Source organism: Paenibacillus tyrphae (genome assembly GCF_000722545.1).
Taxonomy (GTDB): Bacteria; Bacillota; Bacilli; order Paenibacillales; family NBRC-103111; genus Paenibacillus_G; species Paenibacillus_G tyrfis.
The window spans coordinates 1-13,283 of record NZ_JNVM01000007.1 but is presented as its reverse complement, the minus strand read 5'-3'; the positions used below and the strand labels follow the sequence as shown (position 1 = coordinate 13,283).

The window sequence follows — 13,283 nt, the reverse complement described above, 5'->3', positions numbered from 1 at the left end:
TCACTCACCTATTTGCCGACTTTCGGCGCAATTTCTTTATTGAAGCGGTCGAGCCACTCCGGCGTTTTGCTGCTGATAACCTCGTAATCGAATTTGACGGCTTTCTTCATGTCGAAGCTCAGCTTTTTGGAAATATCCATCGGCAGATTTACCTTCGTTGCCGGATTGTAGTACAGCTTGGTTGCATACATCGCCTGTACTTCATCGGACAGCAGGAACTCGATGAACAGTTTGGAGGCGTTCGGATTTTTCGCGCCTTTGACCATCGACGCTACGGTAGGCACCAGGTTCGCGCCTTCCTTCGGAATGACGAATTCGAGATCGAGACCGGCGTCCTTCTGCACCAAGCTGCGCGCCATCGTCCAAGCCGTATAGGCGGCCGTCTTGTTTTGCAGGTTTTGCTGCAGCTGAGCTGCGCTCTTGGCGAAGGTCGGCATATAGCCCGCAACCGTTTCCAACTTTTTAAAACCGGGCTCCATATCTTTCTCCGAGCCGCCGTTTGCATACGCAAGCATGATTAGCGCGGAACGGCCGAAGTTGCTCGAAATTTCGCTGAGCGTCAAATTCCCCTTCATCTCCGTGCGGGCAAGATCGTTCCACGACTCCGGCACTGGGAGGCCCTTGGATTTCACCATTTCCGCGTTATAAGAAATGCCCATCGGGGTAAAGTTGACCGCTACGCCGCTGTTGTCCTTCACTTTCAACTCGGGAGAAACCTTGCTCATGGACGGAACGTCTTTTTCGTTCAACGGCTCCCACAGCCCTTCCGCACGGCCGGCTTCCTGCTCGCCCGCTTCGATCACGGTCACGTCGATTTGCGGAGCGCCTTTTTGCGCTTTCACTTTGGCCACGATTTCGGTGGCGACGCCGGATACATAAGTGAGCTTCACATCGGGATATTTTTCATTGAATTTTTTGAACACGTCGTCTTTCATCATTTGCTCTACCGTAGCTCCGTTACCGGAGATCACGAGCTGCTTCTCCGGCTTCGTGCCGCCGGCTTGATCTTGCCCCGTTTCACCCGATGCCGCCGGCTTCCCTGATCCGCATGCTGCGAGCAACGAGCCGCAAAGCGTCAATACCGCTAAAACCCCCATTTTTTTGTTCATTGTAATTCCTCCCCGGATGTGGTATCGTTCACTATACGTGAACATCGTTTACTATACGAGAAACATAAGGAGATTTTAGCACGTAACTTGGATAAAGTGCAATAGTTTATTTTTTTTAAAACGTTTTCAATGTCATGTTTTCTTACATGTGAAAGCGAATTCTGGGAAATTTGCCTGGTTTATGTTACACTTACTCTACATTTCAAACCGTCCCTCAACTCTACGACGGCAAGGAGCACGAAGGCTATGGACAACCATTTATCGTCTGTCAAAAACGGCTGCAAGCTGCTGAAATTATTTCTCGATTCTCCGAAAGAGCTCGGCGTGAGCGATTTGAGCCGCAAGCTGGAGCTTTCCAAAGGCGCGGTGCACAAGCTGCTCATGACGCTCGAAAGCGAAGGCTTCATCAAGCAAAATCCCGCCACCAAGCAGTATTCGCTCGGTTATACGCTGCTGGAGCTCGGCAACAAGGTGCTGAAAAATCACAATCTCGTCGATTTCGCCAGGCCGTTTCTTACCCAGCTCTCGGATAAGACGAAGGAGCTCGTCACGCTGTGCGTCATTGACGGTCAGGATGCCATTTATGTCGATAAAATCGACTCGCAGTACCCGATCCGCTTCAACGCGGAGGAGCATCGGCGGTTTCCGATGTACGCCACCTCGGCGGCGCGCGCCATTTTGGCTTACCGGGACGACGCTTTTATCGCCGACGTGCTGGGGGATCAATTGAAAACGTATACCGCGTATACGATTACCGACGCGGAGACGATGAAACGCAGGCTGAAGGACATCCGGATGAACGGATACGAGCTAAGCTCGAACCTGCGCAATGTCGGCGCGACCGGGATTGCAGCGCCGATCTTCGACGCCGACGGGAAAGCGATTGCGTCCGTCAGCGTGATCGGTCCGACCGATCGTATGCTGCCCTTCCATGAGCGGTGGATTCAAGAGGTGGTGGAGATTGCTCGCGCCATATCGCACGAGCTCGGCTATCGGGGTACGGGAGGTACCGGGGCTTAGGGCGAAGGACTCCTCTGAGGTTTTACAGAAAAAAGAGACGGTGTCCCCTCGTCGCCACGACTACGGGAACTCGTCTCTTCGCCATACCTTTAACTATTTACCTGTCTGTCTCTATCCCCGCACTCTTGCCATGGCGAGGCCATCGTACGCCGGCAGCAGCACGCCTTCCAGACGCGGGTCGCGCGCTATGCTTTCGTTAAATTGGCGCATCTTCGTCACGGCGTTGCCGGACTGCTCCGGGTCGGTCGTCTTGCCGCGCATCAGCAGGTTATCCCCGAGGATCAACGCGCCCGGCCGGGCCAGCTTGATCGCCCATTCCAAATAATTCGGATAATTCCCCTTGTCCGCATCGATAAAAAACAGGTCGAACCGCCGGCCTTCCGCCGACAGCGCCTCCAGGCTGTCCAGCGCCTCGCCGATCCGGTATTCGACCTTGTCGCCGAGTCCCGCTTCGTGCAGATGCTTGTGCGCCAAGTCCGCATACTCCTGCTTCAGCTCCAGCGATACCAGCTTGCCGCCGTCGGACAGGCCGCGTGCCAGACAAATGCCGCTGTAGCCGCCCAGCGCCCCAATCTCCAGCACCTGCTCCGCGCGAACGAGCCGCGTGAGCATCGTCAGCAGCCGACCGTACCCCGGCGCGATCGAAATTTCCGGCATCCCGTTCTCCCGGATGCCTTCCTGCACCCGCTCAAGCTCCGCATCGGGCCCGAACAAGCCCTCCAAATACGCTTCCGCCGATAATGGCATCTCCGTCATCTCCGTTCTTCCTCCTCCGTTTGGTCCTCGTAGGGCGTACGGCTGTACCGTTCGTTACCTTCGTTCCCGCCGCCGTTGTATAATCGGGGCCAATCGCCTATACTAGTTTATTGTATGGCTTTTCCAAGGAGTGAGCAAGCGTTGACATCGAACACCATTGAATTGATTGCTACCGCCCCCATGGGCCTGGAAGCCGTTGTCGCTCGGGAAGTCCGCGACCTGGGATACGATCAGGTAACGGTTGAGAACGGCCGCGTCACGTTCGTCGGAGACGCGTTGGCGATCGCCCGGGCGAACCTGTGGCTGCGGACCGCCGACCGGGTGCTGGTCAAAATGGGACAATTCCCGGCGCGCACCTTCGACGAGCTGTTCGAAGGCGTCAAGGCGCTGCCCTGGCCGGAATGGATTCCCGAGGACGGCGAGTTTCCTGTGGAAGGACGCTCGCATAAATCGCAGCTGTCCAGCGTCCCCGCCTGTCAGGGCATCGTGAAGAAAGCCGTCGTCGAAAGCATGAAGCAGCGCTATGGGACCGAATGGTTCCGCGAGACGGGCGGCCGCTTCGTTATCGAGGTCGCTCTGCTGAACGATATCGCGACGATTACGCTGGACACGACGGGCCCGGGGCTGCACAAGCGCGGCTACCGCAAGCTGGTTACCGAAGCGCCGCTGAAGGAAACGATGGCGGCCGCCATGATTTTGCTCAGCCGCTGGCAGCCGGAGCGTCCGCTGTACGATCCGTTCTGCGGCTCCGGGACGATCCCGGTCGAAGCGGCCATGATCGGCTGGAATCTGGCGCCGGGCCTCAGACGCAGTTTCAATGCGGAGGCATGGCCGCTCGTCCCCAGCGCTCTATGGCAGGAAGCGCGCGAAGAAGCGTACGATCTCGTGCGCGACGACGTGCCATTGCAAATCGCCGGCTCGGACATCGACCGCAGCGCGATCGAGGTTGCCCAAGCGTCGGCCAAAGCGGCCGGACTGGCCAAAGAGCTCAACCTGCAGACGCTGCCGGTGGCCAAAGCGCGGCCGCTAGGAGATTACGGCTGCATTATTACGAACCCGCCTTACGGCGAGCGGCTGGGCGACCGGAGCGAAGCGGAACGCGCCGTCCGCGATTTCGGACACTTGTATGCGCAGCTCCCTACCTGGTCCGCTTTTGTCCTGACCCCGGCCAAGCAGTTCGAGCACTACGCGAACCGGCCGGCAGACAAGAAGCGGAAGCTGTTTAACGGACGGATCGAATGCCAATTGTACCAGTACTTCGCACCGGGCGGCTTATACGCGTGGCGCAAAGACCAGGAGGCGAACCCAAGCCCTGAGCAATAAGCTCAGGGCTTGTTTTTGTCCGGCTGCACCGGCTTAAAATACCATACGTAGAACAACCGGGACAGCGCGAACGTAAGAAACAAACTGATCCAGCTCCAATACCAGGTCCAGTGCAAGTAATCGATGAGCTTCGTATAGCGCTGAATGATATATTCCGGTATCATGATTCCGGTCGTAAACGCCGCACAATACGCCAGCTTCGTCCACCCGTCCCGGCGCTCGGGATAATGCAGCATAAAGAAAACGCAAATGACCGGATAGACGAAATATTCGAATGTGAAGCTGGTGGCATTCACCTTCCAGAATAACCGAACCGGGTAGGCAATCCATCCCCACTCGACCACAAGAAGTCCGAGGAGCCAGGTGATGCACTGCTTAAATAAAAACACCGTAAGCGCGATGCGGTACTTGTCCTTCGGAATGAACAAAAGGGAAGCCAGCGTCAACCCCCAGACAAAGACAAGAATCCACTGCTCGATGAATCTGCTCATATCCGTTTCTCCGATAAGCCTGCGACTGACTTTCCCGGTTCCTCCCGAACGAACCATAAGAACACCCGCCGGGTTATATAGAGTTCAGCCGGAAGTGTAAGATACAGCCAAGCCGGTGAACCGTGAAATTTCACAAGCGAAGTAAAACGGGCCATCAAGCTGTAAAAGACGACGAAAATCGTGGCATACAGCGCATAATGTCCGATTTGACGCGCCTTGCTTTTCCGCTCCGGATACGTATATTGAAACCAGACGGCAAAGGCCGGGAACAAGATAAACTCAAATGTGAAATTAATTGCCGTCGCCCTCGGCAATTCCCGCACCGGAAATTCGAACAAGGACAAGCTCGACAGCACTAAACTCAGTAACCAAGTCATCGTTTGAAATAGAAGCACTAGAAGTACGGTGGCTCTCACACGTCGGCGTCCGGTCATACATAGCAGCAGCACGCTCGCGATCCACAACAATAGCAATATGGATTGTTCCTTGGCCATGGGGATATCAGTCCTCCGCTGCAACTTCATCGGGCTCGCCGATCAATGTTTGTCAACAATGTCTTGAACGATACCATCCAATATTTCCATTTGCCTGCCGCTTTAACCTTTCTGATACGATTTAGGCAAAAGGCAAAAAATCCTTACGAGGCTGAAGCGTTGATCCCGCTTGTACCTTGTAAGGATTTATTCGATTCGTCCGCTTCAAGCCTCGACGCGAGGACGGGTCGGGTCGCAGGCGGGCGCTTTATGCTCCGATACTTGCGAAAGCTTGGTAAGGTAGTAGCACTCCTCGCGAGACATATGATCGGCTATTAACGGCGACAAGACTCCCAGCGCCTGCTTGCTAAGCCGAAGCGCCTCCAGCTCCCGCAAAAATTGCATGAACAGCGCCATCTCCAGCTCCACTTCTTTGCCGAAACGCGTTAAAGCCGGAAACTTCTTCACGTTCGTGCGCAAATAGCCGGCCAACTCGACCGCTTTTAAATAAAACTCGCGAAAATGCTGATCGAACGTCCGGGCCAGCTCGGTCAAACGCGCTTCCGCCATATCCAGATCGCTTGCAATCGAGCTGGCGTGCCCGTAGGCGTCCTGCAGCCAGACCAGATGATGATGAAGCTCATGGAACACGGGGGCCGGTTGACCGGATAGCAGACTTCCCAACACCCGCAAATATTCCTCCGCCTCGTTCACCATATGACTGAGAAACGAAGGCGACAATCCGATCGTGATTTTCCCGATTAAATGTCTCTGCAGCAGGTGCAGCTTGAAGCTGATCAATTGCTGCATCAGGCCGTAAGCCTCCCGCGAAATTTCGATTAGCCGCTCGCGCTTTTCCGTTTTACGGGCATGCTCAAGCAGCCCGTCGAAGGCTGCGATCATCGCCCGGGCCCGCGTTACTTCTTCAGTTTCGTCCACTGACAGCGAATCTTTAATAAACCGGGCATGATCGCCCATCACCTGCAGCCAGAACCGGTGTTCGAACGCCGCAGATGTCTCGAAATCCGTTGCCATCCCTGTCTCTGCCTCCCCGTCGGCCGGTGAGCCGTAATGTGCTACAAGCATCGTATGCACAACGACCGGGGCAAGTGCCTATTCGAAATGAGAAAACCGGGATCGACAAAGAGTCATCAGGCGTGACGCAAGTCCTGCGCCCGGCAGCTCCAATAATCGAAGAGCGACATGAAGACCTCGTTGTCCGCTTCGCACCGCACGGAAAGCTTCACTTCGCCGCGCCAATAAAACGTAATGACCTGCCGGCTGCGCCCTTTGACCATTTCCACGTCCCAGCAAGAGGAGGCGAGCTCGTATACCTCGCGATTAATGAACATTTTTGGGCCTTCGCTCGACAAAAAGACGCCGACGAAATCGTTGCCCACTTTTGTATAGAAGCCTTGCTTCGTCATGATGCTCCGTCCCTGAACCTGATCTGCCATCCGTTCCCGCTCCTTTATATGAAAACAAAAAGACTCTCCGTTGACGGTACGGGAGTCCGCATCTATCATCGCGCGTCTCCGTGCCTTCGGTAAACTGGCTGGCATCACGCAACCTCGGCGCCTTATCCCCTATAGCTTTGCGCCTGCGAGCTTTCGCCCGGTTTGCCTTTATCGAGCACGCTCGAAAATTGTCTTTTTGTGTATGATTGAATCTCATCTCTTAGGATAAAAGATCAACTCAGTAGAATACATAGTTCTTACGTACTATTTTCATGGATTTTCATGTGAATTATGAAACATTTTATAAACTTGCTGGCCTTTCCAATAAAAATAGATTCCCGCCACCGTAACGGCCGCCATCACGGAGAACAGCGGACCGCCTCCCCATTCCGACAAAAGAACGCCGCCCGCCAAAGGACCGAGAAAATGTCCGAAATTCGTAAACGACTGCGCGCCGAAGTACGTCCCTCGCATTCCCTCCGGCGCCAACCGGTCGATCAGCATGTTCGTTGCCGGAAAATTCAGCACTTCCCCGACGGTGAACAGGACCATGGAGATCATAAATCCGATCCAGCCGGCAGATACCGCATAGCCGATATCCCCGAGCGCAAACATGAGGCCACCCACCGCAATCGCAGCCATCGGACCGCGGCTTTCGAACATTTTCGACAGCGGCACCTGCAGCAGAACGACCGTCACTGCATTGATCGTCATCAGCAGCGCGAACAGCGTCGCCCCGTCGGCTACGCTTTGCTGTACGTATTGCGATAAGGTGGCCATCATCTGCGAATAGCCGATCGCGCCGATAATCCCACCTGCAATGTAATAACGGAATACACGGTCGCTCGCGATGACCCGCCAAGCCGAACGGACCGTCACCCCGCTGCGATGCTCCCCTTCGATCTGACGGATGCCGAACGCCTGCAGCAGCGCATAGAGCAAACCCGCGTAGGTCAAATAAATGAAAGCCGTGACCAGAAACGGCAGCCAGGCTTCGAACATGCCGAAGTAGGCGCCGAGCAGCGGTCCGACGGCTACGCCGACATTGATCGCCAGATACCGCATTGAGAAGACGTTAAGCCGCTTTTCCTTCACCGTCACGTCGGCCATCAGCGCTTGCGATACCGGCTCGTAGAGCGAACGGCACAGCCCGTTCAGCATATTGAACAGCATGAAGAGCAGCGGCGCTTTGGAAAACGCAAAGCCGGCGAACACGATCACCCAGCCGAGCAAGGCAATCATCATGATGAACTTGCGTCCCAGTCGGTCCGACAAAGCTCCGCCGACGAAGCCGCCCGCCATGCCGGCAAGCGAGCCGATGCCGATGATCGCGCCGATCATGATCGGATGCAGCCCCGACTCCCGGGACAAATATATGGCCAGAAACGGCATGCTCATGGACGAAGCGATCCGCGCCAGAGCGGTTCCCACGAGCAGTACATGCACGATCGGATGATAATCGCGTAAGAAATGAAGCAAACGAGACTTTACAGTTGCGAACATCGTACCGACCTTCTCTCTGTATATAACCGTTGGTATTTTTGACCATCGGCAAAATCAGCCATGGAATGAAACCGGATTTCATTATACAGCAATTGGCCGAGCCTGCCCAGACATTCGGCAAAAAATTATGGCGTGACGAAAAAGAGCCCGTCCGCCTGGGACGAGCTCTTTCTTCACTGAAGCTTTTATTTTAATTCTTCGCCGACCTGGATGAGGTACATTTGCGTCGGGTTGCCGTTCACCTTCAACTGGCCTTGGTCGTCGTAGCCGTCCACGCCGAAATCGTTGTCGTTCACAACGGCGATCGTATGCTTGTCCACCACCGCGAGCCCTTCAAGCTTCTCGTGCGGATAGCCCAGCTTCGCTACGTCCACGATCAGCTCCTTGCCGGCCGGCACGATGCCTTTTTCCTTGATTTGCGCCAGCGTCAGCTTCTCCAGATTGTCGCTGTGCTCCGTTCCAAGCAGATTGGTCGCCGCCGAGAAGTCCGCCCGGTAAATGCGCTTGATTTGCGCTTCCTTGCCGCTGTTTTTATCGCGCTCGTCCACCAGCAGCACATCGGTGCTCAACGCGGACAAATCGCTGATGACGACGTCCTTCTGCTTCACATTCGTGAACGAATCGGCGTTCTCCGCGATGTACAAATATTCACCGACGACTTTTTTGGCGGCCAGATCCATCTTCAAGATGCGCAGATTGCGGGACGCTTCGCCCGTCTTTTTGTCGGGAACCGCCATCGGGCTTTGGATCGAAGCGTACAAATATTTGCCGTCCGGCGAAATCGTGACGCCTTCGAAGCCGCGGTTCGGAATCCGCTTCGCGTACACCGCCGGCAAAATGTCGTAAATCTCGGTTTGCGCGCCCGCCGCCACCAGCTGCTCCTTCGCTCCCTGCGGCACGTACCGTCCGACAACCATACCGTCGCGCTTCACCTGCAGCACGGAAGGACGGTATTCGTCCGACAGCCAGAACGTGTCGTCCGTCGGGTTATAGGCGATGCCTTCGAGATCCAGCCCGTCTGGATCGTACGCCAGCTTCTTCGTGCCGCTGCCGTCGTACGGAACTTCGTCGCTGGCCTCCAAGTTCGGCAGACCGGTAAGCTCCGCCGTCTTGCTGAACTTGTCTGTTTTCCCGGCCGGCAAATGCAGCTTGATCGTTTCGAGCACTTCGATCGTTCCGCCGGCCGCTTTAATTTTGTAGATGCGCGGCACATACGCCTCGTTCGGGAAGGTGCGCAGCTTGTCCTTGCCGAACTCGCCGTTCGGCCCGCGGTCAGCCAGCGTATAGAACACGTCCGCCGGGTCGCCCGGCAGATGGACCAGCCCCGAGAGTCCGCCCTCTTTCAGGCTGCCGACCAGCGTCCCCGGATTTTTCCACTCGTGTACGGCTGCAACCTTCGGCATCTCCTTCAGCCGGATCGACTGCGTCCATTCGTTCCATTCCACCTGCTTGCCCAGCGCTTCTCCGAGCGCGCGCAGCGGGACATAGGTACTGCCGTCGATCAGGACGGGAGCCTTGTCCGTCTTCACTTCTTTACCGCCCGACCAGATGCCGAACTTCGTGCCGACCGCTTCCATGCCGCCTTCCGCGGCTGCTGCGGTTTGCGCTCCTATGATCGTCATTGCGGCAAGCGACAGGACCAGCCATTTTCTCTTTTTCAACCAACGTTTCATCATGACGATACCCCCGGCGAATGTAACTAGGTTTTCGGACTCACTTTTCCTAGCATAGTTGCAGATTGTTTCGACGATGTAAAGGGCATATGAAGATTTTGTAAAAGCTAGCATCCATAAAAAAACCTCCCGGCCGCAAGCTGCGCCAGGAGGTTCGTCCATCATTTCTTCTTAATATACTTGCTTGCTTTCTCGATCGCTTCGTCTTCCGTCGCGCCGGTCACATACCGGCCGTTAATATAAATGAAGGCAAACCGCGAGCACGGGCCGCAATAGGACTTGCAGCCGACCTTGATGTCGGCGTCAGGCGCCAGCTTCTGCAGCTTCGGCAGCGCGGTTTTCATTCTCATATGCTTGCATTTGTCGCAGACGCGAATATCGTTGGCCATGCGGAATTATCCTTTCTGAGGCATCCAAGCGGCGAATTAATGGTCGCCGTGGTTGCCTTTGCTCGGATTGGTGACCGCAAAGCCTTCCTCCGGCAAATAAAAGTAGTCGACGCGCACGCCGTCCAGCAGCGGCTCGTCCTTCTGTAAAATAACGTCGATGCCGCTGTCGGTAGTTACGACCACGTCATTTTCCGTAGGCGTGTCCATTCCGAGTCCGTAGTGCGCATGATCGCCGTGCTTGTGCGTTACATATACGCGAAGCTTCAATTCTTTGTTTTCTTCTTGTTCCATCTCAGCCAAGAGCACCTTGGCGGCGTTGCGCGAAATTTTGCATTTCATGTCCAAGCACATCTCCCACTAATAAGCATTTTCCCCTTATTGTATATAAACCCGGGAACGAAAGCAACCTTCCGCTGCCGGTTCACAAATGCTGGTAAGAAGCCGCCTATTTCTGATATGATTACAGGTATATGAACTCACGCACGAATGGAAAGCGAGGAGACGAGATGTCATGGACGGAAAGCAAACAAAACCGGCACCCCGGCAATTATGTCCCCAAGCAGCCGCTTCACATCGAATGCTCGATCGAAAAAGCGCTTGACGTGATCGGCGGCAAATGGTCGTTTCTTGTTCTGCGGGAGCTGTTTGGAGGAACGAAACGGTTTGGCGAGCTGCAGCGCAACATTTCATCGATCAGCCCCAAATCGCTGACGGACACCTTGCGCCACTTGGAGGAAAACGGCGTGCTTGAGCGGACGGCTTATCCGACCGTCCCCGTCACGGTCGAATACACGCTTACACCCAAAGGTGAGGATTTGCACCGAATGTTAAAAGAAATGAAGCTGTGGGCGGCCAAATGGTGCTGACCCCTGAGATTCCGAGGTGACCTATGATTTCTTTTTACCGCAAATATTACAAAACAATCTTCGACATCGCTTTGCTTGTGATTACCGTGTACCTGTTCATGTTCGTCTTCAGTTACCTGTACCGCATTGCGACCCCGATTTTCCTGGCTTTTATCGTTTACATGATCATCGAGCCGTTCGCGCGCTTCCTGCACCGCAGGGGCATCAAGAAGGCGATTGCGTCTGCGATTTCGACCATCATTTTCGTGCTTGTCATCCTGGGGGCGATTACCGGCGCTGGGGTCATCTTCACGAGCCAGATCGTCAGTCTGAAGGACAAGCTGCCCGAATACGCCGCAGTGCTGACGCAGGAAATCGCCAAGCAGACGGACAATCTGCAGGACCGCTTCGGTACGCTTCCGACGGAAGAAATCGTGAAAAAAGCGAAGGAATATTCGGCGGAAATCGCGAAAAAAACGACCGAAATCGCCCGTTCGTTCCTGACCAGCACGTTCACCGTCCTCACGTCCTTTTCGACTTTTGTGGTGAACTTCGTCATTGCGATCATTTTGGCGTATTTTCTAAGCATCGAAATCGAATCCTGGAAGCGGATCGCAGAGGATAAGACGCCCAATACGTTCAAGAAAGCGTTCCACTTCCTCCGCGAAAACGTGCTGCTCGGCATCGTCAGCTATATCAAGGCGCAGGCCAAGCTGATCAGCGTGACGTTTGCCGTCATCTTCGTCGCGCTGCTCGTCATGAATATCAAAAACGCGTTTTCCGTCGCGCTGCTGGCTGCCTTCTTCGACGTGCTGCCGCTGCTCGGCGTCTCGACGCTGTTCATTCCATGGATTATTTATCTGTTCGTGGTCGGCCAAACGACGCTGGCCATCTGGCTCTCCGTCCTGCTCGCGGTCGTCATCTCTACAAGACAAATCCTGGAGCCGAAAATTACAGGCGATTCGCTCGGGGTTTCCGCTTTTACGATGCTTTCCTTCATGATCGTGTCGCTGTCTCTGTTCGGCGTGTCCGGACTGATTTTGTCGCCGATTCTCATCATCCTGGTCAAAGCGCTGTACGAGCAGGGCTATTTGAAAAAATGGATCCGCATGCCGGCGGAGGAGTACGAGCCTGAACTTCCGAAAAGCAAATAGCGTCCTCTATAGCGAAGAAAAGAGCTGCCCGCGGGCAGCTCTTTGTTGTATTTATTAAGTTTAGGTGGCGCCGTATTTGCGCTCCGCCCGGTCGGTGAACCAGCTCATGAGCAGCATCGTCACGGCGATATCGTCCAGCGGAATGAACGGCAGCGCATCGGGCATAATCCAATACACGAGCGCAGGGACGAAAAACAGCAGCTTTTCCCCTATCGGCACTTTGGACGAACGCAGTAGCGGGATAATTCGGCGGAATACATGACCCCAATGCCGTAGCGACCACAATCGTCTCCACATGACGAACCGTCCCCTTTCCGTCTACGAAATTGTACGAATGGCTCTCTCTACAGTATACACCATCTTTCGGCAATCCTGAAATGATTCGACAAATCCCGACAATTTCAACCCGTTTACAGCTATTCCCCCCATCCAGCATAATGAGAGAGTGACATTTCAACCTTTACCAAGGAGTGATACCATGTCCAAGAAAGTACTTGTACTGACAGGAGACGCGGTTGAAGTATTGGAAGTATATTACCCGTACTACCGGCTGTTGGAGGAAGGGTATGATGCGGTCATCGCCTCGCCTGTGAAGAAGACGCTTCACACCGTCGTGCACGATTTCGTCGAAGGTTGGGAGACCTATACGGAGAAGCTCGGCCACCAGCTTCCGTCTCATATTGCCTTTGCGGATGTGGACCCATCCGAATACGACGGGCTGATCATACCGGGTGGCAGAGCGCCGGAATACATTCGTTCCGATGCCAACGTTCCCCGCATCATCGCCCATTTCCTGGAAGCAAACAAGCCGGTCGGAGCCATATGCCATGCGGCTCAAGTGTTCGCCTCGCTTCCGGATTACGGCTATTTCAAAGGCCGCACGATGACCGCGTATACGGCATGCCGCCCCGATATCGAGCGCCTCGGCGCCACCTATGGGCCGGAGACGCTTCATGTGGACGGCAAGCTCGTAACCGGACACGCCTGGCCGGATCTGCCGGGATTCATGCGCGAATTTTTGAAGCTTTTGAAGTAAATGAAAAAGAAGTGCTTCCGCCTCGGATCTATCGGGACTGAGCCCGTAACGTGA

At 54.9% G+C, this 13,283-nt stretch carries 16 protein-coding genes and 1 riboswitch; of the genes, 5 read left to right on the top strand and 11 right to left on the bottom strand.

Features of this window, described 5'->3' with window-relative positions; genetic code table 11:
* Window positions 1-8 precede the first annotated feature (8 nt).
* Complete coding sequence (locus tag ET33_RS09640; protein WP_036680012.1) at window positions 9-1,109, bottom strand: ABC transporter substrate-binding protein; 1,101 nt, start codon at window positions 1,107-1,109, stop codon at window positions 9-11.
* Between the two features lie 246 nt (window positions 1,110-1,355).
* Here ET33_RS09640 and ET33_RS09635 point away from each other — a divergent pair, with 246 nt between their 5' ends.
* On the top strand, window positions 1,356-2,129 hold the full coding sequence (locus tag ET33_RS09635; RefSeq protein WP_036680009.1) for an IclR family transcriptional regulator: 774 nt from the start codon (window positions 1,356-1,358) through the stop codon (window positions 2,127-2,129).
* 111 nt (window positions 2,130-2,240) lie between these two features.
* Here the strand turns inward: ET33_RS09635 and ET33_RS09630 are convergent, their stop codons facing one another.
* Window positions 2,241-2,885, bottom strand: a complete 645-nt coding sequence (locus tag ET33_RS09630) for an O-methyltransferase (protein WP_036680006.1) — start codon at window positions 2,883-2,885, stop codon at window positions 2,241-2,243.
* A 141-nt stretch (window positions 2,886-3,026) separates the two neighbouring features.
* On the opposite strand from ET33_RS09630, the gene ET33_RS09625 reads away from it, so the two are divergent.
* Window positions 3,027-4,208 carry a THUMP domain-containing class I SAM-dependent RNA methyltransferase gene (locus ET33_RS09625; protein ID WP_036680003.1) on the top strand — a complete coding sequence of 394 codons (1,182 nt, stop codon included), beginning with the start codon at window positions 3,027-3,029 and terminating at the stop codon, window positions 4,206-4,208.
* A 2-nt stretch (window positions 4,209-4,210) separates the two neighbouring features.
* Here ET33_RS09625 and ET33_RS09620 read toward each other — a convergent pair whose 3' ends face one another.
* From ET33_RS09620 to ET33_RS09585, 8 genes are all read right to left on the bottom strand, one after another.
* A complete protein-coding gene (locus ET33_RS09620) occupies window positions 4,211-4,699 on the bottom strand; it encodes a CBO0543 family protein (RefSeq protein ID WP_036680001.1) in 489 nt (162 codons plus the stop codon).
* A complete protein-coding gene (locus ET33_RS09615) occupies window positions 4,696-5,193 on the bottom strand; it encodes a CBO0543 family protein (RefSeq protein WP_036679999.1) in 498 nt (165 codons plus the stop codon). The genes ET33_RS09620 and ET33_RS09615 overlap by 4 nt, the downstream gene beginning before the upstream one ends.
* 204 nt (window positions 5,194-5,397) lie before the next feature.
* Window positions 5,398-6,207 carry a DUF2935 domain-containing protein gene (locus tag ET33_RS09610; RefSeq protein WP_036679996.1) on the bottom strand — a complete coding sequence of 270 codons (810 nt, stop codon included), beginning with the start codon at window positions 6,205-6,207 and terminating at the stop codon, window positions 5,398-5,400.
* A gap of 116 nt (window positions 6,208-6,323) precedes the next feature.
* Window positions 6,324-6,629, bottom strand: coding sequence for a hypothetical protein (locus ET33_RS09605; protein ID WP_036679994.1), 306 nt, complete (start codon window positions 6,627-6,629; stop codon window positions 6,324-6,326).
* 85 nt (window positions 6,630-6,714) lie between these two features.
* Window positions 6,715-6,806: riboswitch (cyclic di-GMP riboswitch) on the bottom strand.
* Window positions 6,807-6,899: 93 nt separating this feature from the next.
* Window positions 6,900-8,132, bottom strand: a complete 1,233-nt coding sequence (locus ET33_RS09600) for an MDR family MFS transporter (RefSeq protein WP_036679992.1) — start codon at window positions 8,130-8,132, stop codon at window positions 6,900-6,902.
* Between the two features lie 185 nt (window positions 8,133-8,317).
* Window positions 8,318-9,808 (bottom strand): esterase-like activity of phytase family protein, encoded by a 1,491-nt coding sequence (locus ET33_RS09595; RefSeq protein ID WP_235206682.1) that lies wholly within the window; start codon window positions 9,806-9,808, stop codon window positions 8,318-8,320.
* Between the two features lie 158 nt (window positions 9,809-9,966).
* A complete protein-coding gene (locus ET33_RS09590; protein WP_025851711.1) occupies window positions 9,967-10,194 on the bottom strand; it encodes a DUF1450 domain-containing protein in 228 nt (75 codons plus the stop codon).
* 36 nt (window positions 10,195-10,230) lie between these two features.
* Window positions 10,231-10,533: a heme biosynthesis protein HemY gene (locus ET33_RS09585; RefSeq protein WP_010491539.1), complete on the bottom strand. Its 303-nt coding sequence runs from the start codon at window positions 10,531-10,533 to the stop codon at window positions 10,231-10,233.
* Between the two features lie 167 nt (window positions 10,534-10,700).
* Between ET33_RS09585 and ET33_RS09580 the strand changes: the two genes are divergently transcribed.
* A complete protein-coding gene (locus tag ET33_RS09580; protein WP_036679991.1) occupies window positions 10,701-11,060 on the top strand; it encodes a winged helix-turn-helix transcriptional regulator in 360 nt (119 codons plus the stop codon).
* Between the two features lie 23 nt (window positions 11,061-11,083).
* Window positions 11,084-12,193: a sporulation integral membrane protein YtvI gene (gene ytvI / locus ET33_RS09575; RefSeq protein ID WP_036679990.1), complete on the top strand. Its 1,110-nt coding sequence runs from the start codon at window positions 11,084-11,086 to the stop codon at window positions 12,191-12,193.
* Between the two features lie 60 nt (window positions 12,194-12,253).
* On the opposite strand, the gene ET33_RS09570 is transcribed toward ytvI, so the two are convergent.
* Window positions 12,254-12,490, bottom strand: coding sequence for a hypothetical protein (locus ET33_RS09570; protein WP_036679989.1), 237 nt, complete (start codon window positions 12,488-12,490; stop codon window positions 12,254-12,256).
* A 181-nt stretch (window positions 12,491-12,671) separates the two neighbouring features.
* On the opposite strand from ET33_RS09570, the gene ET33_RS09565 reads away from it, so the two are divergent.
* Window positions 12,672-13,229: a DJ-1/PfpI family protein gene (locus ET33_RS09565; RefSeq protein WP_036679988.1), complete on the top strand. Its 558-nt coding sequence runs from the start codon at window positions 12,672-12,674 to the stop codon at window positions 13,227-13,229.
* Window positions 13,230-13,283: the final 54 nt, after the last annotated feature.

Excerpts from the sequence above, each read along its gene's own strand:
- ET33_RS09640 (WP_036680012.1), bottom strand. The coding sequence starts at position 1,109 with ATGAACAAAAAAATGGGGGTTTTAGCGGTATTGACGCTTTGCGGCTCG.
- ET33_RS09635 (WP_036680009.1), top strand. The coding sequence starts at position 1,356 with ATGGACAACCATTTATCGTCTGTCAAAAACGGCTGCAAGCTGCTGAAA.
- ET33_RS09630 (WP_036680006.1), bottom strand. The coding sequence starts at position 2,885 with ATGACGGAGATGCCATTATCGGCGGAAGCGTATTTGGAGGGCTTGTTC.
- ET33_RS09620 (WP_036680001.1), bottom strand. The coding sequence starts at position 4,699 with ATGAGCAGATTCATCGAGCAGTGGATTCTTGTCTTTGTCTGGGGGTTG.
- ET33_RS09615 (WP_036679999.1), bottom strand. The coding sequence starts at position 5,193 with ATGGCCAAGGAACAATCCATATTGCTATTGTTGTGGATCGCGAGCGTG.
- ET33_RS09610 (WP_036679996.1), bottom strand. The coding sequence starts at position 6,207 with ATGGCAACGGATTTCGAGACATCTGCGGCGTTCGAACACCGGTTCTGG.
- ET33_RS09605 (WP_036679994.1), bottom strand. The coding sequence starts at position 6,629 with ATGGCAGATCAGGTTCAGGGACGGAGCATCATGACGAAGCAAGGCTTC.
- ET33_RS09600 (WP_036679992.1), bottom strand. The coding sequence starts at position 8,132 with ATGTTCGCAACTGTAAAGTCTCGTTTGCTTCATTTCTTACGCGATTAT.
- ET33_RS09595 (WP_235206682.1), bottom strand. The coding sequence starts at position 9,808 with ATGATGAAACGTTGGTTGAAAAAGAGAAAATGGCTGGTCCTGTCGCTT.
- ET33_RS09590 (WP_025851711.1), bottom strand. The coding sequence starts at position 10,194 with ATGGCCAACGATATTCGCGTCTGCGACAAATGCAAGCATATGAGAATG.
- ET33_RS09585 (WP_010491539.1), bottom strand. The coding sequence starts at position 10,533 with ATGAAATGCAAAATTTCGCGCAACGCCGCCAAGGTGCTCTTGGCTGAG.
- ET33_RS09580 (WP_036679991.1), top strand. The coding sequence starts at position 10,701 with ATGTCATGGACGGAAAGCAAACAAAACCGGCACCCCGGCAATTATGTC.
- ytvI (WP_036679990.1), top strand. The coding sequence starts at position 11,084 with ATGATTTCTTTTTACCGCAAATATTACAAAACAATCTTCGACATCGCT.
- ET33_RS09570 (WP_036679989.1), bottom strand. The coding sequence starts at position 12,490 with ATGTGGAGACGATTGTGGTCGCTACGGCATTGGGGTCATGTATTCCGC.
- ET33_RS09565 (WP_036679988.1), top strand. The coding sequence starts at position 12,672 with ATGTCCAAGAAAGTACTTGTACTGACAGGAGACGCGGTTGAAGTATTG.